The sequence below is a fragment of the Prosthecobacter sp. genome (assembly GCF_044222345.1).
Classification (GTDB): Bacteria; Verrucomicrobiota; Verrucomicrobiia; order Verrucomicrobiales; family Verrucomicrobiaceae; genus Prosthecobacter.
In genome coordinates, this window is record NZ_JBGANL010000012.1 from 100,905 (window position 1) to 126,795 (window position 25,891).

Consider the following 25,891-nt stretch of genomic DNA (forward strand, 5'->3'; position numbering starts at 1 on the left):
CATGAACAACGAACCATCCACATCAGCCCCTCAGGCGGAACCGACACCGCCCCAGCCATCCACCGTGCCTGCCGGCATCGATGACGATCTCGATTTCAGTGACGTTCAGCTCTCTCCCCGCCAGCCAGATGCCATCCAGGGCATCGTCTGCGAAGGCGGCTGCGAGTGAGCATTGCAGAGGGCGGTTTCAGCGCCTGGCCGAGCAAACCGCTCGCACTTGATCGCGCAGCCAGCGATGAGCGGCGTCCGCATCCAAGCGCGGATGCCAGAGCATCGAAACGGTGAACTCTGGCATGATCACTGGCAGGGCGAAGGAATGCATGCCAGTGCGCAGGCTGGCGGTGTGGCGATCCGGAACACTCGCGATGAAATCGCTGTCCCGGGCCAGGGCCACTGCGGTCGCAAAACCGCCGACAATCGTGGCGATCACCCGCTGCAATCCGAGTGGTTTCAAGGCCTCATCAATCGGACCGGTTTCGTGTCCTTCGCGGGATACCAGGATGTGTTTTCCAGCCGCGTAGCGGGAGGGTGTCACCTTCCCTTTGCATAGCGCATGCCCCATGCGAACGACGCCCACGAGGCGGTCGCGGAACAAGGCCTGCGTGCGCAGCTCCGGACCCGTGGTTTCGTCCACCACGCCTGTTTCCAAATCCACCGCCCCTTCGCGCAGGGGCGTGCTGTCTTTGTCTGGCTTTGGCACGAAGCGCAGCCGCACACCGGGGGCTTCCGCCGCGCAGCGGACGATGAGGGCAGGTCCGAAATTTTCCACCCATCCCTCACTGGTTCGAAGGGTGAATGTGCGGACCAGACGTTTGAAGTCCAGCTTCGCGGCGGGGCGCAAGACGGTTTCGCACTCTTGCACGAGTTGGCGGACTCGCTCGCGGAGTTCGAGTGCGCGAGGAGTGGGAACCAAGCCGCGACCAGCGCGGACAAGCAGAGGGTCGCCCGTCGCATCACGCAATCTTCCCAGCGCCCGGCTCATTGCTGAGGGGCTGAGCCGCAGCCTCTTTGCCGCCCGCGCAACACTGCCTTCTGCGAGCAGCGCATCGAGGGTGAAGAGCAGATTGAGATCGGGGGTCGACATGGATGAGGTCATCATGACTCGGCTGTGACATGGCGTCAAACGCACGAATCGAGTGCAAACCGTGCGTCTTCCGCATGTCTGTCCAAGGGCTATCCGTGTCGTGCCTCCCATAAATCACGAACCCTATGAAGACGTTCATTGAATCCCAAGATCTCAAAACCACTGCACCAGCAGAACAGCGGCCGTCCGTGAGTTGGGCGCTCACCGGCCTTTCGCTTTCCATGCTGTTATCGTCGCTTGGCACGAGCATCGCCAATGTAGCGCTGCCGTCATTGACCCGAGCGTTCAATGCATCGTTTCAAGAAGTTCAGTGGGTGGTCCTGGCCTATCTGCTTGCCATCACGACGCTGATCGTCAGCGTCGGACGTTTTGGAGACATCGTTGGTCGGCGGCGTCTGCTGCAGGCGGGCATCTTGATTTTCACCTTGGCGTCCATTGTGGGAGGGGTGTCCACCACGCTTTGGATGTTGATCTCCTCCCGTGCGGTACAGGGTCTCGGCGCAGCCATCATGATGGCGCTGACGATGGCGTTTGTCGGTGAGATTGTGCCGAAGGAAAAAACCGGCAGTGCCATGGGGCTGCTGGGCACCATGTCGGCGATCGGCACGGCTCTTGGCCCGTCGCTCGGAGGAGTTCTGATTTCTGGGTGGAGCTGGCGTTCCATCTTCTTCATCAATGTCCCGCTCGGCATCGTGGCCTTGCTGCTGGTGAGCCGGCACCTGCCAGGGGAGCGCAGAGGGCTGGAGAAAAAACGACCGCGTCTGGACCCTCTGGGCACGCTGTTGCTGGCGATGACTCTCACGGCGTATGCACTCGCCATGACACTTGGGCGGGGTCAATTTGGAACGGTCAACATCACCCTACTGCTAGGGGCGGCTGTGGGATTCGCTCTGTTCCTGTACGTGGAATCAAAAGCGACTTCGCCTTTGATCCAGTTGTCCCTGTTCCGTGATCCACGACTGAGTGCCAACCTGGCCATGAGCGGGATTGTCTCCACGGTGGTGATGACGACACTGGTGGTCGGGCCGTTTTATCTTTCACGCGCACTGGGGCTCGACTCGGCCGTGGTGGGCATGGTGATGTCTGTCGGGCCGCTGGTCGCTGCACTGACGGGGACGCCCGCTGGTCGCATGGTGGACAGGTTTGGGACACAGCGGGTGAATCTCGTCGGGGTCATCGGCATGACGGGCGGCTGTTTGATTCAATCCTTGCTTCCCATGGCGGCTGGAATTGGCGGCTACGTCACGGCCATCAGCATCATCACCGCAGGATACGCCTTGTTTCAAACGGCGAACAACACGGCCGTGATGAGCACGATCGCTCCGGAGAATCGAGGGGTCATTTCCGGCATGCTCAATCTGTCGCGCAATCTGGGGCTCATCACCGGGACCTCAGTCATGGGGGCGCTGTTCGCATTTGCTGCGGGAAGCATTCACCTCACGCAGGTGTCACCCGGTGACGTTGCCGCAGGCATGCGGTTTACCTTTGCGGTAGCAGCGGGTTTGAGCCTCGTCTCGCTCGCACTCGCGACAGGGAGCCATGTCATTGCGAGGACAAGGCATGAGGGATCCAGATGATCCGTCTTCTGTTCAAAGCATCGCGCGGAACTCGGCTTCGGTGAGGTTTTTTACGCCGAGCTTCTTGGCCTTGTCGAGTTTGCTGCCGGCGTCCTCACCGGCGAGCAGGTAGGTTGTTTTGCCACTGACACTGCCACTGACTTTGCCGCCATTGGCGCGGATGGTGTCGGCGATGGTTTCGCGGTCTTCACTCAGGGTACCGGTGATGACCCAAGTGGTGCCATTGAGTTTGTCGGAGGCGGCGGCAACGGTCTTTTGCGTGAAGTTGAGACCTGCCGCACGCAGACGGTTGAGAAGGATGACGTTGTGCTCCTCACGGAACCAGGCGTGAATGCTTGGCGCGACGATGGCGCCGATGTCGGGGCATTGGGTGAGGTCTTCCACGCTGGCGTTGGCGACGGCGTCGATGCTGCTGAAGTGCTCGATGAGCTTGCGAGCGCCGCCTGCGCCGACGTGGAGAATGCCGAGGCCGAAGACGAGCCGCCAGGGGTCTTGGTGCTTGCTGGCGGCGATGGCCTTGAGGTAGTTGTCGATGCTCTTGGTGCCAACGCGGTCAAGCCGCGCCAGGGACAGCTCATCAAGATCGTAGAGATCTGCCACATCGGCCACCAGCCGCGAACCATCCGCCTTCTTAAAATCCACCAGTTGTGCGATGACGGCCTCTCCCAGTCCGCTGATGTCCATGGCACCACGGCTGACGAAGTGCTCGATGCGACGTTTGACGACTTCGGGGCAATGCGGATTAGGGCAGCGGATGACGACCTGCTCTTCATCGCGATGCACGGCAGTGCCGCAAACGGGGCAGTGCGTGGGCACCGGCACGGCGGTTTCAGTTCCATTGCGCAGCTCCTTTTTCACGGAGACGACGGCGGGGATGATCTCGCCGGCTTTTTCGATGATGACGGTATCACCGACGCGGATGTCCTTGCGCTCGATCTCCTCGTAGTTGTGCAGGGTGGCGTTGCTGACGGTGCTGCCGCTGACGAGAACAGGCTCCAGGCGTGCGACGGGAGTCAATGCACCGGTGCGGCCCACTTGGATGTCGATGGCGGTGATTTTGGTTTCGGCCTGCTCGGGCTGGTATTTGTACGCGATGGCCCAGCGGGGTGCCTTGCTGGTGACGCCGAGTTCGCGCTGATCGGCAAAGCTGTTCACTTTGATCACGGCACCGTCGGTTTCATAGGGCAGTGCTTTGCGTTTTTCATCGAGTTCACGGATCGCCTGCAACAAACCTTCGGCGCTGTCGGCGTGCCAGATGAGATCGGCTTTGCGCAGACCGGCGGCATCAAGCAGGGCATAGACGTCGGTCTGGGATTGAACATCGTTTGCATCCACGAGGCCGTAAAAGACGATGTCGAGCGGGCGTTTGGCCACGATCTTCGGATCGAGCAGCTTCAAGGTGCCGGCGGTGGAGTTGCGGGGGTTGGCAAACATGGCCTCGCCTGCTTCTTCGCGTTCTTGATTGAGTTTGGCAAAGCCGGCTTTGGGCATGAAGACCTCGCCGCGCACTTCGAAGCTCTGGGGACCGTCTTTGGGAAGACGCAGAGGCAGGCGGCCGATGGTTTTGAGATTGTTCGTCACGTCATCACCGGTTTGCCCATCACCGCGCGTGGCACCGTATTTGAGGATGCCGTTTTCGTAGCGAATGGTGATGGCAACGCCATCCACCTTGGGTTCGATGACGCAGTCGATTTTCTCGCGGCCCAGACCTTTTTGCAGGCGGGCGAAGAAGGCGGTGAGCTCCTCTTCTGAATAGGTGTTGTCCAGGCTCATCATGCGCACGGTGTGCGTGATCTGCGTGAAGCCTTCGAGGGGTGCGCCGCCGACGCGCTGGGTGGGAGAATCGGGCGTGCGAAGATCGGGGAACTTTGCCTCAATGTCCTGGAGTTCGCGCAGGAGGGTGTCGAACTGCTGATCGCTGATTTCAGGACGCGCCTCGACGTAGTAGAGGCGGTTGTGGCAGTGAAGTTCGGCGCTGAGAAAGGCGGCGCGGCTGGCGGCTTCGGCGTGGGTCATGGGTGTGCTTTGAATACCTGCAAAGGAGCGGAGGGAAACGAAAAATCGTTCAGAGAGACTGCGTGAGCTTTGGGCTGGGTGTTCATGAACTGCTTATTGAGCTTGGTTCGGAGTGGCAGGGGATTGCGGAGCGCCGCACAGGGGACTGTGCGGACCACTTTGCTGCCGCCTGATGCGGGGTTCCAGATATTACTTCAGCGCTATTTTTGGCGCTCTAATTCACTCCGGCTGCGCCACCCAGGGGGTGTCGCGCATGAGGTATTTCATGAGGACGGTGGCTCCAAGCATCACGAGAGCCTCCAGAGCGAGGAAGATGGCGAAGTGGCCGATGTGCCACATCCAACTGGAGAGCCCGCCGATGATGCCGGCGGCGACCATTGAAGCGGCCATCATGAGGCAGCCTGCACTGGTGTTCTTGACATCCTCGGGCGGTTTTGAAAAAGGGAGCCACTGGCCCATGAGGCCGGTCACGAGAGAGAAGGTGGGCAGAAACAGGACCGCAGGCAGGCTGAGTGCCAGCGGGGTCCACGAGTGCTGCAGGCCGCAGATGAGGACGGTTTGCAGGATGAGCACAGGGAAACTCAGCCAGCAGAGGACGGCCTTGCGTGAACCGTGAAAGAGCGGAGTCCAGTGCCGCAGTGGTGCGACGTGAAAGAAGGCGGCGGCACGCCAATGCTCGGAGCAGCCAAGGAACATCATGGCCTGCAGGGACACCATGCCGAGAAAGCAGGTGGCAAAGCCCTGCATCATCATCGCGCCCTCACGGCCACCCTGGCCGCCGGAGAAGAGCATGACCAGGGGCATGATGAGCATGGGCGCGATGCCGGGATAAAGCCGCAGCTTGATCTCGCGGTCGCGAAAAAGGTAGGCGGTGGTGAGCTTGAAGGACTCGCGCTCCACGGGATCCCGCAGCCACCAGCGCAGCAGCGGAAGTTTGACGATGGCCGCCAGCCATACGCCGCGCGGCTTGGTGTGCTCCTTGGTCGTGCCGGCGGACTCATTCAAATTCATCAGTCCCTGGCCGTAGGCGCTGCCCAATTTTTCCAGAGCGAGCCAGCTCGTCAGCGCCGTCACGGCCACCGCAAGCCCAGCAGGGAGCCACATCGTGGAAGTATTGAGGGTGGTGCCGCTGAGCAAGGCATCCAGCGCGCCGAACCAGATCGGGGGCAGCGCCAGCATCCAGCCGGTGATGTGGTCAAAATGCTTGAAGGCATCCAGCTGCATCACCCGGGGCATGATCTGGCCGCCCATGATCATCACCACCGTGAGGAGTGACTGGATGGTGGCGAGCAAATTGTCCAGGCGCTCACGCCCGAACCATTTGAGACAGGCGTTGTACACCAGCACGATGCTGGCGGCGGAGAAGAGCATGAGCAGCGCGGTGGAAACCAGATGCGCAGGGATGAAGCGCCACGTGCCGCCTTTGCTCCATGGGCCGGCGATGAGTCCGGCGAGATTCAGCGCCAGGGCGAGCAAGAAGGCAAAGCCCGCAAGGACCGCACACTTGGCGCGCAGCATCTCCTGCGGAGTCACGGGCCGGTGCAGCAGGATCTCCGCCTCCTCTTTCATGAAGAGCATGGTGCCCGCGCTGGAGGCCAGCGTGAGCGAGGCAAACATCAGCGTGAAGCCATGCAGCGTGCATGCAAAAACAAAGGTGTCCGTGAACTTTGAGAGCAGCGCGGGCATGAGGCCGACCATCGAATAAATGAAGAGGGTCAGGCCCAAGCCCAACTGGCGCCGCGTTTTCTGCGCACCCGCCTGCTGCGCCGCACGCCCGCGAAAGAGGAGCTTCCAAAACAGGCTGCGCAGCACCTTGGCCGGCGAAGGCACCCGGCGGCCCTGAGTGTGCGGCGAGCTTTCGACGGCGGTGCTCATGACAGCATGCTTTTGGCAAAGGTCTCGGCGCGTGCCTCCAGACCACTGAGCCCCGTGAGGCGGGTGAAGAGTTGCTCCAGAGTGTCCGCGCCGTGCTGGTGCTGAAGGTCGTGCGGCGCGCCTTCCACCAGCAGTTTTCCCTGCGCCATGATGGCGACGCGATTGCACACGCGCTCGACCACATCGAGCACATGGGAGCTGTAGACGATGGTCTTGCCTTCACGCGCCAGGGTTTCCAGCAATGCTTTGAAGCCGACGGCGGCATTGGCATCCAGGCCGTCCAGCGGCTCGTCCAGCAGGACCACTTTGGGATTGTGCAGGAGCGCGGCGGTGATGACGACCTTGCGCCGCATGCCTTTGGAGTATGCGCCCAGCAGCTTGGTGGTGAGCGTTTGCTCATCCAGTTCAAAGAAGTCCAGGAACTGCCGGATGCGTGGCCGGGCCTCGTCCTCATATATGCCGTAGAGCGCCCCGATCATGAGGAGAAACTCCAGCCCGGTGAGAGATTCATAGACCGCGCCTGAGTCCGGCACGAAGCCGAGCAGGCGCTTGGCCTCCACGGGATGCGTGGAGACGTTCACGCCGCAGATCAGCGCCGTGCCCTCGTCGGGTTGGAGCATGCCGGTGACCATTTTGAGCGTGGTGGTCTTCCCTGCCCCGTTGGGCCCCAGCAGGCCCACGATCATGCCCGGCGGCACCTCCCAGGTCAGATGATCGACAGCAGTTTGAGCGCCAAAGCGCTTGGTGAGACCCTGAATGGAGATCATGGGAGCCGATCATCCATGGCCTGAGGAGGCTTGCAAGGCAGCAATCAGGACAGCGCGAGAAGCATGAATTTTAATAGATATTAACTAAAACCCTTGCCGCCAAGGTTAAATTAAATATATTGACTGTAATTTCAATAATATGTCGCATTTCCCTTCCCAGCTCCCGACACGCCTGCGCTTCGCCGTGCTGCTGGTGTTTTTGATACTCGGCATGCGCGAAGCCACGAAGGCCCAGGCACCTGCCACGCCACTGACTGCAGCCGGAACTTACGTCCCGGTGGGAGAAGGTGCCAGCATCAAGGTCAACTTTCCCAGCGCGCCCATTCAGGCGATCATTCCCTTTTACACGCAGCTCACGGGGAAAAAACTGATCCTCGACTCCGCGCTTCAGGGGGAGATGCTGCGCATCATCTCCCCGCAGATGCTCACGAAGAAGGACGCGATCGCCTTCATCGAAGCCACCCTGCTGCTGAATGGGTATGCGATCATCAATGTGGATGCGACCACGGCGAAGCTGATCAACCAGGCCGGAGGCAAAAGCCCCACTGCCGACGGTTTGAAGGTGTACAACTCCCTGCGCGACCTGCCGCTGAACGAGGAGATCTGCCACTACGTGCTGCCGCTGCAGTTCGTCTCGGCGGATGAGGCCTCCAAGGCCTTTCAGCAGGTGATCAAACTCCACGGTTACGGAGCCATGACCGGCGTCTCGAATGACACCGCCCTCATCATCACGGAAAACAGCACGACCATTCGTAGCATCTGCGAGATCGCCCAGATCATCGACGTGCCGCCGACGGAAACCTCCAATGAGATGATCAAGCTGGAGCGCTCCGACGTGGAGCTGGTGGCCGAGATCATCAATGAAATCTTTGAGCAGGAGGAAAAGGCCAAGAGCTCCACGACCGCTCCTGCCGCCGCCATGCCGAATGCCGCTGCGCGCCCCGGAGTGCCTGCCGTACCCGCCAGCCCAGCAGGAAACGCCAGCACCACTGCGACGAATCCCGCCGCTGCACGCGTCAAAGTTTTCCCGTACCGCCGCACGAATGAACTGCTCGTCATTGGCCGTCCGGTGGACATCACCTATATCAAAGGGCTGGTCGAGAAACTCGACAAGCAGGGTGACGGCTCCAATTTTCTCAAGCGCCGCCTGAAGTACCTCGACGTGCTCGATTTTCTCACGGTGGCCTACAATGCGCTGGCCAAAGACACGGACATTCAGGGCAACAACGACGGTGCCATCGCAGGCTCTCCAGGTGGCGGAGGAAGCTCCCGCCGCAAATCCGGCACCTCATCCGACTCCTCCTCGGACGACAGCAACCGCAGCAACTCCAACGGGTTCGGCAGCAGCAGCAACTCCGCCTATGGTGCCAACGCCGGCTTTGGCGGCAGCTCCTCCGGCGGTTCCAATTCCAATTCCAACCGCAGCCTGCTCGACAATCCGGAAGACGTGGGCGCCCCCGAGTCCATGGTGGTCGGCAAAACGCTGCTCATCGGCGATCCACAGTCCAACAGCCTCATCGTTTCGGGCTCCCCTGAGCACATTGCGCGCATTGATCAGCTGCTGGAGGAGATGGATATCCGCCCCCAGCAGATTTACATTTCCGCCATCATCGGCCAGTTGAGCCTGGGCAAGAACTTCAACTACGGGGTCGATTTCCTCCAGCTGCTGTCGGATTTCAGCGTGAACCGCAATGGTGCCCTCAGCTCATCGTCCTCGTCGGGTAGTTCAACGACCGCGGCGTCCAACATCATCCAGTTTCCTGCGAAGTTCGGGCAGCTGAATTTCTACGGCCAGATCGGCGCGCTGAGCAACTACATCAAGGTCATCGACAGCAACAACAACTTCAAGGTGCTGGCCACGCCGAGCATCTACGCGAAAAACGCCGCCAAGTCTGTGATCTCCTCCGGTCAGAGCATCGCGGTGCCTGCCAACATTCTCACCAACGGCGCCTTCACCGGCGGTGTGGCGAGCAACAGCGTGAGCGTGACGTATCGGGATGTGCTGCTCAAGCTGGAGGTGATTCCCCTGATCAACTCGGATGACGAAGTGACCCTGAAAATCGCCCAGGTGAATGATAACATCGTCGGTTCGCAGTCCATCGGCGGCAACACGGTGCCCACCATCGGTACGCAGAAGCTGCTCACGGAAGTAGCGGTGAAAAACGGAGCCACGGTCGTTCTCGGCGGGCTGATCACGGAGAGAGTCACCAAAGGTAAAAACGGAGTCATCGGCCTCAGGCGCATTCCGATTCTGGGCAATCTGTTTGGCACCACGCAGAATCAAACCACCCGCGAAGAGCTGCTGATCTTCATCCAACCCCGCATCGTGCGCTCGGATGATCCGCTGGACACACCCAACAACATCGAAAGCGGCCGCAGCAAGGTGTATGATGAAGCCATGCAGTTTGGCTCACCTGGGCTGGAAAACATTCCCCGCGCACTGCCTGCACGGTGAGTGGGGCTGGGCGGAGGAGGGGCATGCCGAAGCAGACGGCGTCTAGCGTTTTCCGAAACTGATGGCCCGAATGGCACGTGGGGAAGCACACTACCGCATGAGCTTTGGAAGCCGTGGGGACATGCGGTTTTGCCGCAGAGCCGCAGAGATTTTCCAGAAGGGTTGCAGGGCCAATCTGCGGTGTTGCTCGTTGAAAACAGGTCTGTTCTTCGGCAAGAGCCTGCAACTGGTGGCATCAAACGCCAGTCCCTGCCTGCGAAGTGTTGTGGGACCACGATGGTCCCACTCCTTCGAACCAAGGCCCCTTATTTCTTGATGGCCTCCGCACGACTCTGGCTGTAGGAGCTGCGAGCGGAGAGATATGGATCTACAGCATCTTTTGTGATCGTGTCGTATTTGTCCAACTGGCCAGGTATGGAGCGCAGGGTGTTGGACAAAGGAGGGACGATGGTCCAGTCATGCTTTGAGCGGTTGCCGAACCAGTAGAGGTAGGGCCAGTTGACCGGATTGAGGGCATAGTCTCCGGCAAGGCCCACGGTATCACGCACGCTGCTGGGTCCCAGCAGGGGCAGGACGAGGTAAGGGCCGTTTGGAATGCCCCATGTGCCCAAAGTCTGCGCTGTGTCTTCATCCGGCAGACTGGCGAGAGCCGGGATGTTTTCCGCAGGACGGAAGATGCCGACGACACCACCCAGGGTGTTGACGACGAATTTGCCAGTCTCCTGCCCTGCACGTTTGAACTTGCCCTGAAGGGTGCAGTTCACGAAGCGCACCGGGTACTTCACATTCTCAAAGGCGTTGTCGATGCCCTGGCGCACGGGCCTTGGCAGGATCAGTTCGTAACCCTTGGAGATTGGGCGGAGGAGGAAGGTGTAAAGCTGGTCGTTCACCCAGAATGTGCCGCGATTCAGCTTTTCAAGCGGGTCGGAGATGTCCGATGCCGTGGCGTATTCATCCACTTCTTCGTCATCGCCCTTCGCGGTTTTGTCTGCGGCCCTGGCCTTGCCCTTGACAGCGGCTTCTGTGGTGGGTTTTGCAACGGTCTTGGTCGCTGGGGTGCTGCAATCAGTCAGCAATGGAGCGGCTGCCAGCAACAGGAGACGGAGAGTGAATGCGTGGTATTTCATTGAGGGCGGGAGACAGACTGCGTAAGAGAGCTTATGACGGCATTTGCGCCACCTTTTTTAAATTGCGCGTCCAACTGGCTGCGGTAATTGGCGATCAGGCTCACGCCTTCGATCACCACATCGGTGATGAGCATCTGCTCCATGCGATAAACCACGGCATAGTGGCTGCCTTTGTAGACCATGCTCGTGGGCACATCCACACGGCCTGACGCCGGCTCTGTGGCCGCCTGGTAAGTGATGTCTGGATGCTCCCCCGGTGTGAACTTGCTGCTGTAGCTGCGGATGATGAGCGTGGCAAAAAGCCGGGAGGCCTCCTTCTGCTGCGCGGGGGTGAACTGTCTCCAGCCCGGCCCCACGGCACGCTTGGTCATTGTTTCAAAGCTGACGTATTTTTGCAGCACGGGGCGCAGTTTTTCCGGCAGGGCGCTGCGGTTTCCGGCGCGGTCGGCCACGCTGAGCACTTCAGTGACGGCGGTTTTCAGGCGGGTCTGAGCTTCCGCGAGCTGAGCGGAAGCGGCCAATGGAGCGGTGGCCAAAAAGAGCGGGAGCAGAAAACGTAGGGTCATGGGGCGGGGGAGTCTTTTCTTTTTTTCAACACTGCCAAAAGCCATTTTGCCAATTAACGACTCCAGGTCGACCGAGGACTCAGTCATCGTGATCCGAGAACCAGCGGAAAGATAAGTATCATCCGCGCCAGGCGCAAGCGCCACGTATTTGTCGCCGATGAGTCCGGTGGTTTTGATCGAAGCCATCGTGTCGGTGGGCAGTTTTCAGCCCAGCCTCCACGCGAAGGGTCACCATCGCGGTGTAGTCCGTCCCATCCACGCGGATGCCTTCCACCCGCCCCACCGGGACGCCCGCCAGCAGCACACTGCTGCCGGCATTGAGACCGCCTGCATTGGTGAAGCGTGCCTCCATCACATAGGTGTCTCCACCGATGAGCGATTTGGAGCCGAGCTTCACCGTGAGATAGACGACGGCGGCGATCCCCAGGAGGACGAAGAGACCAACGTAAAGTTCCAGCTTGGATTGTTTCATGAGTCTTCAGATTGCAGGGCTTCGCCACGACGTATAGCAGCAAGTGTGCGGCCAAGTGCTTCCGCGCTGTCGCGAAAATCTTCCACCATGGCGACAGTGGAGGCCGAAAATTCAGCAGGGGTGCCTTCAAAGCACATGCGGCCTTTGTCAAGAAGCGCCACACGGTCGCTGGCGATCAGCGCCTCGGTGAGGTCATGCGTGACCACAAGTGCGGTAAAGCCAAACTGGCGCTGATATTTTGCGATCATGGCGAACACCGCATTGCGCCGCAGGGGGTCGAGACCGGCGGTGGGTTCGTCAAAGAGCACGAGTTCCGGCCGGGTGACGATGGCGCGTGCCAGGGCCAGGCGCTTCTGCATGCCACCGGAAAGCTGGCTGGGGTAGCGGTCTTGATGTGCTTCGAGCTCAATCTGCTGCAGCGCCTCGAGACTGCGCTCGCGGATCTCCTTGTCGGAAAGATCCGTGGTCTGCTCCAGCGGCAGGGCCACGTTTTCCAGTGCGGTCAGGGAGTCGAACAGGGCATTGCTTTGAAAAAGGAAACTGCAGCGGCGGCGGAAATCCGCGCGTGCGGACGCATCGCCGATGCTGAGGAGCCTGCCGTCAAAGTGAATGCTGCCTGAATCCGGACGAATGACATCCGCCAGGCATTTCAAGAGCACCGATTTGCCGGCGCCACTGCGACCGAGGACGGTCACGAGACTGCCGCGCGGCACATTGAGGCTGGCGCCATCCAGCACGACGTTCCGGTCGAACTGTTTGAAGAGGCCGTCGACGCGCAGCAGCATTTGATTGGAATCAGCCCCCATGATCAGACGAGAAAGGAGGTGATGATGTAATCTGCAGCCAGCACAATGATGCTGGACTGCACCACGGCCCGGGTGGTCGAGGCACTGACGGCACGCGCGCCGGTGGCGGAACTGCAGCGGTGGGCGTTAAAGCCATGGTAGGCGCACAACGAAATCGTCAGCAGGCCAAAGGTGACGGCCTTGATGATGCACTCCCGCACATCCTGGGCCTTGACCGCGTGCTCCACGGAAGACCAGTAGACGCCGGGCTCCAGGCCCAGCAGCAGTGAACCTGACAGACTGCCGCCCCACAAACCGACTGTGACAAACAGGGCCGTCTGCATGGGATACACGACCAGCGCGGCAAGCAATCTAGGAGTGATGAGATAGGCATGGCTGCTGACGCCCATCGTTTCCAGCGCAGCGATCTGCTCGGTGTTGCGCTGGATGCCCAGTTCGGCCGCCAGGGCGGAACCCGCCTGCCCCACCAGCATGAGCGCGGCCAGGGCGGGTCCCAGTTCACGTATCAGACTCAGGGAGACGAGGGTGCCGAGCAAACTTTCGGAGCCGAAACGGTTCAGGACGTAATACCCCTGCAGGCCGAGCACCAGACCGGTGAACATGCCCACGATGAGGATCACCGGCAGGCAGCGCACGCCTTGCTCAAAGCTGGCGCGCACAATCCGCCTGCCCAGCCGCCGCGCGCCCACTGCAGAACGAAAAGCCTGCCCTGTAAAAAGAGCAAAGTCGCCCAGTTCATGAACAATAGAGAGTGAGTAACGACCTATGGCGCGCAACATTCGGTGCGGGAACCTTCACCCACGCACCGGAGTTGCGCAACGCCGTAGCGTCTCCCGCCTCAAGATTCTTTCGTGAGCGATCAAAGCTCTCCAACTGGCAGCCACTTGCGCTGCTCCCAGCTTTGCAGGCCGAGTTCGGCGAGTTGAACGCCCTTGGCGCCTTCCCGCAGGGTCCAGGGGAAGGGTGTGTCCAGCACCACGTGCTTGAGGAATTCCTCCCACTGGATCTTGAAGGCGTTGTCATAGGTCGTCGTGTCCGGCACTTCCTGCCAGCCGGCGAAGAAATTGATCGGCTGGTCGATGTCAGGATTCCACGTGGGCCGCGGCGTGGTGCCGATGCTCTGCACCCAGCATTTGCGGAGTCCCACGATGGCGCTGCCGTGCGTGCCGTCCACCTGCATGGTGAGAAGGTCATCGCGCCGCACGCGCACCGTCCAGGAGCTGTTGAACTGGCAGATGACACCGCCTTCGCATTCAAAGGTGGCGTAGCATGCATCATCGCTGGTGCAGGCATAGGGCTTGCCGCGCTCGTCGATGCGCTTTGGCAGGTGCGTGGCGCCGAGGCAGCTCACGGCTTTGACCTTGCCAAAGAGATTGTCCACCACATAGCGCCAGTGGCAGAGCATGTCGACAATGATGCCGCCGCCGTCTTCCTTGCGGTAGTTCCAGGAAGGACGCTGCGCGGGCTGGTCCCCTTCCTCACCGGTGAAGACCCAGTAGCCAAACTCGCCACGCACGCTGAGGATGCGGCCAAAGTAACCCTGATCCCGCAAGGTGCGGAACTTGCGAATACCGCTGAGCCAGAGCTTGTCTTGAACGACGCCGTTTTTCACACCAGCATCTTCGCAGAGCTTGGCCAGACGTAACGCTTCACTCGTTTCCACGGCGGTGGGTTTCTCGCAGTAGATCGCCTTTCCTGCCTTGACCGCTTTTTCCACAAAGCCCGCGCGCTGCAGGGTGCCTGAAGCGTCGAAGAAGATCTCATCCTCCTTGTTGGCCAAAGCGGCGTCGATGTCCGTGGTGTAGCGTGTCACGCCCGTGCGCTCTGCGAGGGCTTTGAGCTTGTCGTGATTCCGCCCCGTGAGAATGGGGTCTGGCATCAGCGTGAGATCATCGCTAACCTTGAGACCGCCTTGATCGCGGATAGCCTTGATCGAGCGGATCAGGTGCTGATTTGTACCCATGCGCCCTGTGACGCCGTTCATGATGATGCCGATTCGTTTGGTTTCCATTGTTCGAATTTCAAGGTTTAAAGATTGTTATTGGCCCGCATCGTCCGGATAAAGCGCCGCATAGCTCTGGCGGATTTTTTCCAGCAGCGCCTGCTGATCCATGGCCCAAAGGCGGTTCGAAAAGATCTCCACTTCGCGATAACCTGTGAAGCCGGTGGCATCGACCCAGTCGCTGATTTCTTTGATATTGATGCAGCCTTCGCCCATGAGGCCACGGTCATTCAGGAGGTCCACGGTCGGCGTCCTCCAATCACAGATGTGAAATGCCTGCAGGCGGCCGGTTTGGCCTGCGAGGTCAATCTGCGACTTCAGCTCCGGATCCCACCAAACATGGTACACATCCAACGCGATGCCGACCGACTTTGGTGAGCCAAGCGCATCACAAATCTCATGTGCCTGCCGCATGGTGTTCACCGCGCTGCGATCGTCCGCATACATGGGGTGCAGGGGTTCGATGGCCAGTTTCACGCCCGCCTGCTCAGCCGCCGGAAGCACCGCTGCGATGCCATCGGCGATCTGCTTGCGCGACTCCACCAGCGACTGCCCGGGCACCGCACCGCAGACCAGGACGATGAGCGGAGCGCCAATGGCGTGAGCCTGCTCGATGGCCTTCAGATTGTCATCGATGGCGGCCTGTCTCCCGGCTGCAGTCGCTGCTGGAAAAAAACCGCCACGGCAGAGGCTCACGACTTCCAGGCCCGCGTCCCGCGTCTGCCGTGCCACCGCCCCCAGATCACGGCCTTCCAGTGCCTGCCGCCAGATGGTGATGCCGCTGACGCCGTGCTGAGGGAACTGCACGAGGCATTCTTCAAGGCTGAGCGGCTTGGTGGTGATGGTGTGGACGCAAAGTCGGCGCATGCGAAAGATCATGGCAGCGCCCGCTCATAAGAAAAAGATGATTTTACGATACCCTGGATCAGAAATATCAATGACGGATCATGGAACTCTACCAACTCGGCTACTTCATCGAAATCGCCCGTCAGCGCAGTTTCACGCGGGCGGCCGGCCGATTGAACATGGCGCAGCCAGCGCTGAGCCAGCAGATGAAGAACCTCGAAGCGGAGCTGGGCACGCCCCTGTTTCACCGTGGCCGAAAGGAAGTACAGCTCACTGCGGCTGGCAAAGCCTTTCTGCCGCGTGCCGAAGCACTCCTAATACAGGCCGAAGCGGCCAGGGCCATTGTCTCCGATGTGGCCCACCTGCGCGGCGGCAAGCTGAGCATCGCCGCGATTCCCAGTGTGAACGCGTGCCTGCTGACAGAGGTGATTCACCGCTTTAATGAGCAGCATCACCAGGTGACCTTGCAATTGATCGAGGACAGTTCTGAACGCGTGGCCGACTGCGTGGAATCCGGCCTGGCCGACATCGGTTTTCTCCAACTCCCCGCCAGCAAATCCGCCTTCAAGACTCAGCTCCTCATTACGGAGCCCTTTGTGCTCCTCATTGGCAAATCGCACGCGCTTGCCGGACAGAAATCCGTGCTCCTGCAGCAGCTGTCCGCCGAATCATTTATCTTTTACAATGGCCGTGCGCGAGACACCGCGTTGGAGTGCTGCCGCAAAGCCGGTTTTGAACCGCACATTGTCTGCGAAAGCGGAGAGCTGGGCACCGTGCGTGCGCTCGTGGCTGCCGGGCTGGGGCTGGCGATCGTCCCCCGCCTCGCCGCAGGGAGCCTTCCCGCCTCCATCCGCACTGTGGCCATCCGCGAACCCAAAATGCAACGTCAGATAGCTGCAGTCTGGCAGAAAGGCAGTGCTCTTTCTCCTGCAGCAGCGGCACTGCTGGAACTGGCCACCGACCTGCTTTCACAGGGAAGCTGCACCCATGATGCATGACAACCATGCCTGTTCGCTGAGGCAGTGAGCCCTGCCCTATCAGCGGCTTAGAGAATCATGCAGCGCAAGCCCGAGCTGGAGCCGCCATTTGAATCAGGACTTCGCGGCTGCAGGTTCAGCAGCCTGCTGAGGATTGGTCTTGGTGGGCGCGTAGTAGTAGCTGGCGTAGTTGTAGTAGGTGTACTCTTTCAGGTTCGAGCTGGAGCGGTTGAGAATGACACCGCCGATGTTCACCTGGCGTTCATAGAGCAGATCCAGGGCCTTGCCGGAGAGACGAGCCATGGTGGAGGACATGCGCACCACGAAGAGGACGGAGTCAAGCTTCGGCGCGAAGCTGGCCGTGTCATCCGCGACCAGGACAGGAGCACTGTCGAAGATGACGTAGTCGTATTCCTCACCCATCTCACGCAGCATCTCTTCGGCTGTTTTGGAAAGCAGCATTTCCGATGTCTGATCAAACACATCCCCACGGGCCAGAAGGTCCAGGTTGCGCGTGCTGGTTTCCTGAACGGCATCACGCCAGTGCAGCTTCCCACGCAGGGCTTCGCTCAAACCCGGAGTGGAGGGAAGCTTGAAAAGCTCGCTCACACCACCACGGCGCAAGTCGCAGTCCGCGAGGAGCACGCGTGCTCCAGCCAAGGCCATGGTGACGGCCAGATTGGAGGTGACGGTGGTTTTGCCTTCGTTGGGAACGGCGCTGGTGATGAGAATGGTCTTCGGCGGCTTGCCCTGCCAGTTTTTGAAGAGAATGGATGAACGGATATTGCGGAACGCCTCGGCATAGAGATGGCGGTCGTCATTCGGACGCAGCAGGGCCACATCACCTCGATTTCTCTGTTCCGGCACCTGACCAAGAACGGCTTCCCCGGGGAACAAGGTCTGGAACTCACTGTAGGAATTCATGCGGTCATCGAGGCGATCAAACAACAGCAGGATCACGATGCCGACGCCCATGCCGCCAATCAGGCCGACAACGATGGGCATCACCCAATCCTCCACATTTTCATAGGCCGGGATGGCACGCTCCTGGATGGCCACAAAATCCGCCTGGGAATTAAAGACGCTCTGAATGCTCTCCACTTTTTCAAACAGCTTGTCGTAAGTCATCTTGGCCGACTCGGCGGCTTTCTCCAGCTTGTCATGCTCTGCGATTTTGCCACCGAGATCGAGAGCTTCCTTCTGCTTCTCAAGAATCTGAGCGTCAAGGACCTGCACTCGACGCTGAATGTCCGCCATTTGAGTGACCATCTCCTGCTGAATCTGCTCGGCATAAGAAGCGAGCAGAGCCTTCTGCGCCGCCAGCTCTTCCGTCACATCCTGCACCATCGGGTGCTGCTGCTTGAACTGGACCAGAAGAGAATCCAGCTTGGTCTTCAATTCTGTGATTTTCGATTTGGTGCGCAGGTAATCCTGCTCCGCCATGGTCATGCCATTGCGTCCGGGCGACGTTTCAGCAGCCTTGACTGAACCCGTTGGCTGTGTGCTTTCCCCAACCTTGGCCCCTGGAGTTCCTGGCGCTGCTCCGGCACCGCTCAGCATGCGCTCACGTTGCTCCATGGCAGCATTGACGTTGGCGATCGCCAGCCGCAAATCTTCGAGTGTCGTGCGCTGACTTTCCCTCTGCGCCTCCAAGTTTCCGAGGAACTGTGCGGCAAGGTTGTTGCCATTGGTGATCGTAAGGATGTTGTTGGCGGCCTTGAACTTGGTGAGACGCTCAAGACTGTCCTCCATGAGTTTCTGCTTGTTCACAACTTCCGTGAGGAACTGCTGGAGCACCTTGCCCTGAGCCTGCTCGCGGATGCTCTGACGAAACGCGATGAACTCGTCCAGAAGGGCATCCAAGAAGATCTTTGTGTATTTGGGCTCAGAGCCTGTCGCGAGGATATTGAAAATGGCGGAGCCCTTGGTCTGTGCCACCCGGATTTCCACGTCCGAGTCCTTCACATCGGGGTTCAATGCTCTGACGCGATCCAGGGCGCGCCTTTTCATTTCGGCGCTCTCAACCGTTTCGATGATCGTGCCATAGAAGTCTGCCTGCTGTTCACGCCAAGTCACGTTGTCGTTGAACGTCAACTGACCGCCGGCCACAAGTTTTGCCAAGGAACGAAACTCCTGGGGGCGCCCGGTGATACGCAAGGCCTGAACGCAGACACCAATGCTGGCCGTCAGGAGCAGGAACCACCAGCGGCGGCGCAGCAGGATCTTGTAACGCTGAAATTTGGCGGATGCCTCGTGAATGCGACTCAGCGTGCTGGATTGCGCCGGGCCTGGGAGGGTGAGGTTTTGTTCCATGATTTCAAAAATCCAAATTTGTTCTGTCGGGCTGCCAAGGGCCGCTGCTGTCTCCCGTCATTTTTTGGGCAGGCAGAATCGCTCAAAAACACAACTTAAGCCATTGGATTTATTTGGCCGCGCACCTGTTCGATTTTAAATCAAAAATCCCAATTATTTAACTTCGAAACACCTGTGAGAAACTCTAGGCATTTTAGAAATTAACGGTCTTTTCCTCGACGATGATGACGTCATCCTTACGGATGAAAATGTCACGCTCGAGATCGCCTTGGCGCATGATCCCGTCCACATTGACCAAAATGGTTTTGTTTCCCTGGGGGGTTTTGCGGATGATTTTCACTTTTTCCTTGTTGGCAAACTGAGCAAAGCCCCCCGCACGCAGGATGGCCTGGCTGATGGAAATGTCTTCATTGGTCGGCAGGTCGTATTTTCCCTGCCTGGCCACGATGCCGAACATGACGTAGAATTCGAGATCCACCTCCCGCATTCTCATGGCATCCTCGACATTGATCTTGTCGATCGCGATGACCACGGTGGCGTGCTGGAAGAAATTTTTCTCGAGTTCCCTTTTGATCGTAAAGGCCAGATCCCGGCAGGTTTTGCCTTTGGCACTGACCAAGCCCACATACGGAGCCTGCACTTCTCCAGTCACAGCCACCACTTGCTGCAATGCATCACGACGGTCCTCAAGGATCCGTATGCTGATCGTATCGCCCGCCGCAATGGTTTGATTGTTATCCAACACATCCATGGAGGACAACACTGCCGCCCCTGCATTGACAGAGCCAGTTGTGGCACTGGCCGCCTGCCGCGTTGATCTAGATGACGATTCAGGGATCCGGAATCCAGGGTCTTGTGCCTTCAGAGCTGGGAGAGCCATGGCAAGCAGAAGCAGCGACAGTGATAACTTTTTCATGATGATAGTGAATGAATTTTGACTCCCTCATGCACCGATGCCGATCACGACCGGGCTGAGATCAAAAGTCATAGACCAATTACGATCCGTTTCGTTAGAAATTGTAATTGAAGCCCAAAATCACACGTGTCTGCGTGGAATCAGCATTGGATTGCTTATAATTGGTAACGAAATAGCGATAGCCCAAGTTAACCCCAGCCTTGGCAGTCAGGTTGTAGTTAAGGTCAAAGGAGAACCCATTCTGGTCCGCATCTCTTCCAGCCACTCCGGTGTAGTCGGCACGCCCAAAGTGATAGCCGGTTCCAGCCCGCAGCTTGGAGGTAAGCTGGTGAGTGTAGTAAAGATCCATACCGAACTGACTCAGCCTGTACCCAGTGCCTGCGAAAGCAGTGTTGATAAATGACGGCTTGGCATTTTCATAGTAGCCGGAAATTGAGAAGCGACCGCCCTTCCAGGCAACCATCGAGACACCGTAGTTGACGAAGTCAGCGGTGATGAAGTTTGATGCCAGGTTGATCGAGGATTCATGCCCAATGGAGAGGGTGTGACTGAAGCGGGCGTTGAGCTGGTTGGTAATGCTGAAGTTGTAATAGTAGCTGTTCAGATCGGAACTGTCTCCTGGCCCAAGCGGCGCGAAAACGGTTGGGGATTCGAAATTGAACGACTGCAGACCGCCCGAAAGCTTGACGATCGTTGATTTGCCGAGCGGCACACTGACGAACGCGCCCCAGTTGAAGAGAACGCCGTCGTTCAAAGTAGGATTCACATAGTTCAGGAATGAAATGCCGCCTTCCGTGCCCAAAATCCAAGTCGCCGTCGGACTGTATGTCAGAGAGGCATGCACCGTGTTCATGGTACGGCTGAACTGCTTGTTGTTGCTGCCCAACGCTTCGGAGATGGTGTTCGTGTAGTTGACTGCAAGAGCCCAGGCCGAATTGATCTGCCAGTTGGCGGCCACACCAAAGTCGTTCTGGAACACACCAAAGCTCGAGTTATTTCCAGCGCCGACGAACGCATTGTTTAGCGCAGGACGCATGGACATACGGTCATAAATGGTGAAATTCACAGGGCCGGCCTTGATATCAAAGGCAAGCGTCGTTCCTGGCAGAACGTTGATCAGGTAATCGCCATTGCCATAAGCAGCCAGTTCTGGATGGTTGAAATAATGATCCACGCCGAGACCGCCGGTAAAACTGAGCACATTATTTTGTGAAACCCGGTAATTGGCGCTGACATTTAACAGCGTGCTGCTGATGATGTCTGACACCGGTACGGCAGTGCGCTGAATGTTGCTGTTGTACTCAAACCCCTGATAAAGGCCAAAACCAATGTTCACAGGACCAACCTTCAGATTGCGCTTGCCCGTAAGGAACGGGTCTGAGGTGTAGGTGGGAGCAAAAATAGCTCAGTGACTGTGAATACTGGCCGGAGTAGGTGGTGTAATCACCCACTGCACGGGCAATGAGCGGAACTGCCGCTGCGGACCGAGGACACCGAAATCTGACGGTCAGAACGCAGCAATTGTTGAAGACTTTGGTAGCCCTCCTGATCTTCCTGGCTCACGTAAGCCCCTTCTCATAGTCGTAAACCACGTCTCCACTGCGTGCGGATGACTGGGTCGTCTTTTTCATCTGGCCGGTCCGAGACCGAAGGTCATTGAAAAAATTGCTGGTCTGCGAGGGAGAAACACCAAATTGAGCGTTGGAACTCAGCGGCAACAAACAGCCGGTCGTGAGGGTAATCCCCATCAACAGGGCATTGATGGGGATGGGGCGAGAGCTGTTGATCAGCATGACGAGAGAGAGTGAATCGGGATTTAAACGATGATACAAGCAATTCTACTTGGCTTTGTCCATACCAAATTTTTCTCGTTTTTGCCACATTCCCCTTCTTGATTTACAATAATTTGGCGCTCACTGCTACAGGCCAATCAGCCGCTTCCCCTCAGTTTTTGAAAGCGGCGGCTGAAATGGCATTCCTGGTTTCACAGGCGCGCTTCCTGAGTTCAAAATCAAACTCAAGTTGGATTTCTCTCGAAGAAGCCCTGTCCCACGACCTGTGAGGACAGTTTGGCTGGGGAGCCAAGGCGATTAAACTGCGTAATTTGCCGAACAATTTGCCGATCGGAAGCCGCTTCGAATTGAAAGAGTTCATGGTGTGGTTATAGTTGTTAGGACAAGCTTCACAATACCATATGCTGTTCACTTTAACATGTTCAAATGAATTTTGAACAGCTGAAAATGCATGTCTTCACCGCTGTCGATTGACGCCGCAGCTATCAAAGTTCATGTGCATCCATGTCCATTGAAGCCTTTCCTGCCCCGGCAGCGCGGTTGACCATCCCAGAGTACGCCATGGCGCTTGCCCACGTCGCCAGCCTGCGTTCGGAGGATCCCTTCCGGGTTGGGGCGGTGGCCATTGACTTCGACAACCGGGTGATCGGAACGGCTTACAACGGTCTAGCACCGGGTTACGACGCCGACCCGGATTTTTGGGCCGATCGCGATGCACGACGTAAATACATGCTGCATGCCGAAGTGAACCTGTGCAGCCTGTTCACGCGTGGCAATGTCAGGCTCGTTGCCTGCACCACCAAGCCCTGCACCAGCTGCATGCAGATGCTCTGCGCCTATGGTGTCAAAGAGGTCTACTTCCGCGACGATTACCCTGAGTCCGAGGCAGATGCCATCGCCGGGCGTTACGGCATCCCGCTGATTCAGCTTTCCGACTACCCGCAGATCATGTCAACTGCAGCCAAGGAGAAAACCGCGTAGGAGCTTGCGGACTCGGCACCAGAGAGAGTCAAGAGCAACCAGCCTGTGTGAGGCGAGGATCGCCTCGAAAATCTCCTGCGTGGCACAGCCGACAGGTCCAAACGCACCTCCACGCTCAATCGTGCGCACCAGCGTGTGAGGGCGCTCGTTATTTCCCGGTGATTCTCCCGCCAATCATGCAGCTTTCACGTTCCTCACCGCCAGCTCATGTTTCGCGAGCTGCAGATCAGCCTCCACCATGATCTTGACCAGCTCCTTGAACTTCACCTTCGGCTCCCAGCCCAGCTTCTTGCGGGCCTTGGCAGGGTCGCCAATGAGCAGGTCCACCTCCGCCGGGCGCTCGTAACGGGCGTCATACTTCACGTACTGCTCCCAGTCGAGGTCCAGCAGGGCAAAGGTCTCCTGCACAAACTCACGCACGCTGTGCGTCTCATTGGTGGCGATGACGTAGTCATCCGGCTCATCCTGCTGGAGCATCATCCACATCATTTCCACGTAGTCCTTTGCGTAGCCCCAGTCGCGCTTCGCATCCATGTTCCCCAGGAAGAGCTTGTCCTGCAGTCCCATTTTGATGCGGGTGGCGGCACGGGTGATCTTGCGGGTCACAAAGGTCTCGCCACGGCGTGGGGACTCGTGGTTAAAAAGGATGCCGCTGCTGGCATGCAGGCCATAGCTCTCGCGGTAGTTCACTGTCAGCCAGTGGCCGTAAACCTTGGCACAGGCGTAAGGGGAGCGGGGCCAGAAAGGCGTCGTCTCCACCTGCGGAACTTCCTGCACCTTGCCAAACATCTCCGAGGAGGAGGCCTGGTAGAAACGGACCTTGCCCACGAGGCCGGTCTCGCGAATGGCCTCCAGAATGCGCTGAGTTCCAAGGCCGACGATGTCTCCGGTGCTCTCCGGCACGTCAAACGACACCCGGACGTGGCTCTGGGCGCCCAGATTGTACACCTCGTCTGGTTTCAGGTCATAAAGCAGTTTCACGAGCGCCACTGAGTCCATCAGATCCCCGTAATGCAGGTGCAGATTCTTGGAAGGCAGGTGGGATTCCGGCTCAAACAGGTGCTGAAGACGCTCGGTGTTGAAACTGGAAGCCCGGCGAATGATGCCGTGCACTTCATAGCCCTTTTCGAGCAGCAGTTCCGTGAGATACGAGCCGTCCTGTCCTGTGATGCCGGTAATAAGAGCTTTCTTCATGAGTCAAATCGAGCGCCGATGAGACAATACCGGCTCCCATTCCGCAAGGGGAAAAGCAGGAACATAACAGTTGCACCCCACGAGTCTCCCCTTATTCTCTGCGCCCCCAATCCCAGCCCCGATTTCAATTTATGAGAGCTGACCTCGTCGAACAAGCCGCGCTAATCGTCAAAGACCACCCCATCCTGATCAACATGGTCTCCAAGCGAGTCCGTCAGATCGCGGCGGGCCATGCCGTTCTCGTCGAGCGCCGCCCCGGCCTTCGTGAAGCCGACCTCGCCCTCCTTGAAATCATTCAGGGCAAGATCACCATCGACACCGCCGCCAAGATCTAGGCCCCCCTGCCCCCCCGGCAGAACCGCCAGTTCTTTGTAAACATCTGCGGTTCTCCGCGCGACCCATGTCCGAGATCGCCACGAACCGCAAAGCCCCGCGCGACTACCACATCCTCGAAAAATACGAGGCTGGGATCGAACTCCGCGGGACTGAGGTGAAATCCATTCGCCTCGGGAAACTCAACATCTCAGACGCCTTTGCCCGGGTGGATCGCGGCCAGGTCTGGCTCTACGGCTGTGACATTCAGACCTACGAGAAGGCCAGCCACACCACCCACGAGCCCCGCCGCACGCGCCGGCTTTTGCTGCACAAGAACGAGATCATGAAACTGCTGGCGCAGACGCAGCAGAAGGGCCTGGCTCTCCCGGTTTTGCGCGCCTACTGGAAAGGCCACCACATCAAGATTGAAATTGGCGTGGGCAAAGGCAAGACCCACGGGGACCAGAGGCAGGATTTGAAGGAGAAGGCGGAGAATCGCGAAGCGGCCCGGACGGTGGCGAATTTTAATCAGAAGAACAGGCGGTAGGACACCGCCCTTATCTGACCTCCCGGCTCCTCAAGGAGATTCACGCGGTTTTCATTCCACATTGCGGGGCTCAATGGCGCGCCCTCCTTTGCGTTTTGGAAAAGATTTCAATCCCAATTGGAAAGATTCCCCGACGCAACCGTTCATAGAGCATCCCCTCTATCACCATGAAAACTTTACTCGCCTGCCTAGCCCTCCTCCCTAATCTCATCCACGCCGAAAACTTACAGGCCATGGTCGGATCTGCGGCCACGATTTCGGTCCTGAACATGCAACCCGTGCCGCTCGTGACCAGTGCCGACAAAAATGGCTGGGCACGTATTCCAGCCTTTTTTACGAACCATGGGGCGACCATTTTTACGCCTACCGCCAGCACCAATGGGGTCGCCGATATTGAGGTCCAGGCGGATGGCTATCTTTTTCTCGCCTGCAACTGGGACTACCAAGGCAACCAGTCTGGAGACTGGGAGAAAGAGAGGTGGACGGAAAAGAGATTCAAATCGAAAGGCTGGGATCGACTGAGCAAGAACGACCTCGGCGGCGATCTGATAAAAAATGACAATCGCGCCCAGACGATCTTCTTCAAAAGAGTCAGAAAAGGCGAGAATCTGCGTCTCCGCTGCAACAAATATGACCCGCCTTACCCGATCCTGCTCACGAGCAAACCGTGAGCCACGGGCCGCACCGGCAGTTAGTGCCGGGTGTTAAATTCGATCTGTCGCTGGCAGAGTGCGATTTGTGCTTGAACACGGAGCGAGAATGCACGCGACTGACCAAGCAGGTAGCCGACAAGGCCTCCGATCAAAACTCCTATGATTGCCCCTACTCCCGACCCTTGAGAAGCAGAAAAGCCCAATAAACCACCAGCGACGAGGCCAACGAGGGACCCAAGCAGGATAGCGGTGTTCGCCTGACTATACAGCTTATCAGCTAGTTTTTGGATCAAATCGGGATTGTATTCGGTTGCCATGGTGTGGAGTTTTTTGTGACGCTGCTTTGGTGAGTGAATGTGTTTAGCCGGTAAACTGGCCGAGGAGCCCAAATGGAGGATGTTAATACTATTCTACTGAGCACCTGATCTACACTACAGCCCACTCTTCTACCTCCTGCCAACAAATATCGGGTTCATCCGGGAAGTTGGTGCGGTGCTCAGGTGCCAGTGAGTATGTCTTTTGACTCATGCAGTGAGTAGATGCGCAGTTGGAGGAAGTCCACGTCGCGGTAGCCGTAGGCCATGCGGGTGAGCCGTCCGATTTTGTTGT

25 protein-coding genes are annotated in these 25,891 nt (G+C 58.4%); 8 read left to right on the plus strand and 17 right to left on the minus strand.

The window, feature by feature from the left end:
• Nucleotide 1: 1 nt before the first annotated feature.
• Nucleotides 2–169 carry a hypothetical protein gene (locus tag ACILSL_RS09115; protein ID WP_395731701.1) on the plus strand — a complete coding sequence of 56 codons (168 nt, stop codon included), beginning with the start codon at nt 2–4 and terminating at the stop codon, nt 167–169.
• An 18-nt stretch (nt 170–187) separates the two neighbouring features.
• On the opposite strand, the gene ACILSL_RS09120 is transcribed toward ACILSL_RS09115, so the two are convergent.
• Nucleotides 188–1,084: a LysR family transcriptional regulator gene (locus tag ACILSL_RS09120; RefSeq protein WP_395731702.1), complete on the minus strand. Its 897-nt coding sequence runs from the start codon at nt 1,082–1,084 to the stop codon at nt 188–190.
• Nucleotides 1,085–1,209: 125 nt separating this feature from the next.
• On the opposite strand from ACILSL_RS09120, the gene ACILSL_RS09125 reads away from it, so the two are divergent.
• Nucleotides 1,210–2,661 carry an MFS transporter gene (locus ACILSL_RS09125; RefSeq protein ID WP_395731703.1) on the plus strand — a complete coding sequence of 484 codons (1,452 nt, stop codon included), beginning with the start codon at nt 1,210–1,212 and terminating at the stop codon, nt 2,659–2,661.
• Nucleotides 2,662–2,673: 12 nt separating this feature from the next.
• Here ACILSL_RS09125 and ligA read toward each other — a convergent pair whose 3' ends face one another.
• The 3 genes from ligA to ACILSL_RS09140 all read right to left on the minus strand — a co-directional run bounded on the left by ligA (nt 2,674) and on the right by ACILSL_RS09140 (nt 7,319).
• Nucleotides 2,674–4,677 carry an NAD-dependent DNA ligase LigA gene (ligA, locus tag ACILSL_RS09130; protein WP_395731704.1) on the minus strand — a complete coding sequence of 668 codons (2,004 nt, stop codon included), beginning with the start codon at nt 4,675–4,677 and terminating at the stop codon, nt 2,674–2,676.
• 219 nt (nt 4,678–4,896) lie between these two features.
• Nucleotides 4,897–6,552 carry a hypothetical protein gene (locus ACILSL_RS09135; RefSeq protein WP_395731705.1) on the minus strand — a complete coding sequence of 552 codons (1,656 nt, stop codon included), beginning with the start codon at nt 6,550–6,552 and terminating at the stop codon, nt 4,897–4,899.
• Nucleotides 6,549–7,319 carry an ABC transporter ATP-binding protein gene (locus tag ACILSL_RS09140; RefSeq protein ID WP_395731706.1) on the minus strand — a complete coding sequence of 257 codons (771 nt, stop codon included), beginning with the start codon at nt 7,317–7,319 and terminating at the stop codon, nt 6,549–6,551. The genes ACILSL_RS09135 and ACILSL_RS09140 overlap by 4 nt, the downstream gene beginning before the upstream one ends.
• Nucleotides 7,320–7,458: 139 nt before the next feature.
• Between ACILSL_RS09140 and ACILSL_RS09145 the strand changes: the two genes are divergently transcribed.
• Complete coding sequence (locus ACILSL_RS09145; RefSeq protein WP_395731707.1) at nt 7,459–9,774, plus strand: type II secretion system protein GspD; 2,316 nt, start codon at nt 7,459–7,461, stop codon at nt 9,772–9,774.
• A gap of 305 nt (nt 9,775–10,079) precedes the next feature.
• Here ACILSL_RS09145 and ACILSL_RS09150 read toward each other — a convergent pair whose 3' ends face one another.
• The 7 genes from ACILSL_RS09150 to ACILSL_RS09180 form a co-directional block, all read right to left on the minus strand.
• Entirely contained in the window at nt 10,080–10,901 is an 822-nt protein-coding gene (locus tag ACILSL_RS09150) for a VacJ family lipoprotein (protein WP_395731708.1), read from the minus strand.
• Nucleotides 10,898–11,467: a phospholipid-binding protein MlaC gene (locus ACILSL_RS09155; protein WP_395731709.1), complete on the minus strand. Its 570-nt coding sequence runs from the start codon at nt 11,465–11,467 to the stop codon at nt 10,898–10,900. Before ACILSL_RS09155 ends, ACILSL_RS09150 begins: the two co-directional genes overlap by 4 nt.
• A gap of 118 nt (nt 11,468–11,585) precedes the next feature.
• Nucleotides 11,586–11,939, minus strand: a complete 354-nt coding sequence (locus ACILSL_RS09160) for an MlaD family protein (protein ID WP_395731710.1) — start codon at nt 11,937–11,939, stop codon at nt 11,586–11,588.
• Nucleotides 11,936–12,724, minus strand: a complete 789-nt coding sequence (locus ACILSL_RS09165) for an ABC transporter ATP-binding protein (RefSeq protein WP_395731711.1) — start codon at nt 12,722–12,724, stop codon at nt 11,936–11,938. The genes ACILSL_RS09160 and ACILSL_RS09165 overlap by 4 nt, the downstream gene beginning before the upstream one ends.
• A 23-nt stretch (nt 12,725–12,747) precedes the next feature.
• Nucleotides 12,748–13,524 carry an MlaE family ABC transporter permease gene (locus ACILSL_RS09170; protein WP_395731712.1) on the minus strand — a complete coding sequence of 259 codons (777 nt, stop codon included), beginning with the start codon at nt 13,522–13,524 and terminating at the stop codon, nt 12,748–12,750.
• 80 nt (nt 13,525–13,604) lie between these two features.
• The gene (locus tag ACILSL_RS09175) at nt 13,605–14,756 is read right to left on the minus strand and encodes a Gfo/Idh/MocA family protein (protein WP_395731713.1); all 1,152 of its coding nucleotides are present in this window, start codon (nt 14,754–14,756) and stop codon (nt 13,605–13,607) included.
• Nucleotides 14,757–14,783: 27 nt separating this feature from the next.
• Complete coding sequence (locus ACILSL_RS09180) at nt 14,784–15,614, minus strand: sugar phosphate isomerase/epimerase family protein (RefSeq protein WP_395731714.1); 831 nt, start codon at nt 15,612–15,614, stop codon at nt 14,784–14,786.
• Between the two features lie 80 nt (nt 15,615–15,694).
• Here ACILSL_RS09180 and ACILSL_RS09185 point away from each other — a divergent pair, with 80 nt between their 5' ends.
• Nucleotides 15,695–16,591, plus strand: a complete 897-nt coding sequence (locus ACILSL_RS09185; protein WP_395731715.1) for a LysR family transcriptional regulator — start codon at nt 15,695–15,697, stop codon at nt 16,589–16,591.
• Between the two features lie 93 nt (nt 16,592–16,684).
• Here ACILSL_RS09185 and ACILSL_RS09190 read toward each other — a convergent pair whose 3' ends face one another.
• The 4 genes from ACILSL_RS09190 to ACILSL_RS09205 all read right to left on the minus strand — a co-directional run bounded on the left by ACILSL_RS09190 (nt 16,685) and on the right by ACILSL_RS09205 (nt 21,592).
• Nucleotides 16,685–18,883, minus strand: a complete 2,199-nt coding sequence (locus ACILSL_RS09190; protein ID WP_395731716.1) for a polysaccharide biosynthesis tyrosine autokinase — start codon at nt 18,881–18,883, stop codon at nt 16,685–16,687.
• Nucleotides 18,884–19,076: 193 nt separating this feature from the next.
• Nucleotides 19,077–19,799, minus strand: a complete 723-nt coding sequence (locus tag ACILSL_RS09195) for a polysaccharide biosynthesis/export family protein (protein WP_395731717.1) — start codon at nt 19,797–19,799, stop codon at nt 19,077–19,079.
• A gap of 94 nt (nt 19,800–19,893) precedes the next feature.
• Nucleotides 19,894–21,135 (minus strand): outer membrane beta-barrel protein, encoded by a 1,242-nt coding sequence (locus tag ACILSL_RS09200; RefSeq protein WP_395731718.1) that lies wholly within the window; start codon nt 21,133–21,135, stop codon nt 19,894–19,896.
• Between the two features lie 223 nt (nt 21,136–21,358).
• Nucleotides 21,359–21,592, minus strand: a complete 234-nt coding sequence (locus ACILSL_RS09205; RefSeq protein ID WP_395731719.1) for a hypothetical protein — start codon at nt 21,590–21,592, stop codon at nt 21,359–21,361.
• A gap of 504 nt (nt 21,593–22,096) precedes the next feature.
• Here ACILSL_RS09205 and ACILSL_RS09210 point away from each other — a divergent pair.
• Nucleotides 22,097–22,573: a deoxycytidylate deaminase gene (locus tag ACILSL_RS09210; protein ID WP_395731720.1), complete on the plus strand. Its 477-nt coding sequence runs from the start codon at nt 22,097–22,099 to the stop codon at nt 22,571–22,573.
• Between the two features lie 174 nt (nt 22,574–22,747).
• Here the strand turns inward: ACILSL_RS09210 and gmd are convergent, their stop codons facing one another.
• A complete protein-coding gene (gene gmd / locus ACILSL_RS09215; protein WP_395731721.1) occupies nt 22,748–23,767 on the minus strand; it encodes a GDP-mannose 4,6-dehydratase in 1,020 nt (339 codons plus the stop codon).
• 131 nt (nt 23,768–23,898) lie between these two features.
• Between gmd and ACILSL_RS09220 the strand changes: the two genes are divergently transcribed.
• The 3 genes from ACILSL_RS09220 to ACILSL_RS09230 all read left to right on the plus strand — a co-directional run bounded on the left by ACILSL_RS09220 (nt 23,899) and on the right by ACILSL_RS09230 (nt 25,300).
• Nucleotides 23,899–24,102 (plus strand): DNA-directed RNA polymerase subunit omega, encoded by a 204-nt coding sequence (locus ACILSL_RS09220; RefSeq protein WP_395731722.1) that lies wholly within the window; start codon nt 23,899–23,901, stop codon nt 24,100–24,102.
• A gap of 65 nt (nt 24,103–24,167) precedes the next feature.
• Nucleotides 24,168–24,629 carry an SsrA-binding protein SmpB gene (gene smpB / locus ACILSL_RS09225; RefSeq protein WP_395731723.1) on the plus strand — a complete coding sequence of 154 codons (462 nt, stop codon included), beginning with the start codon at nt 24,168–24,170 and terminating at the stop codon, nt 24,627–24,629.
• 167 nt (nt 24,630–24,796) lie between these two features.
• Complete coding sequence (locus tag ACILSL_RS09230) at nt 24,797–25,300, plus strand: hypothetical protein (RefSeq protein ID WP_395731724.1); 504 nt, start codon at nt 24,797–24,799, stop codon at nt 25,298–25,300.
• Nucleotides 25,301–25,320: 20 nt separating this feature from the next.
• Here the strand turns inward: ACILSL_RS09230 and ACILSL_RS09235 are convergent, their stop codons facing one another.
• Entirely contained in the window at nt 25,321–25,599 is a 279-nt protein-coding gene (locus ACILSL_RS09235; RefSeq protein WP_395731725.1) for a glycine zipper domain-containing protein, read from the minus strand.
• Between the last annotated feature and the right edge of the window lie 292 nt (nt 25,600–25,891).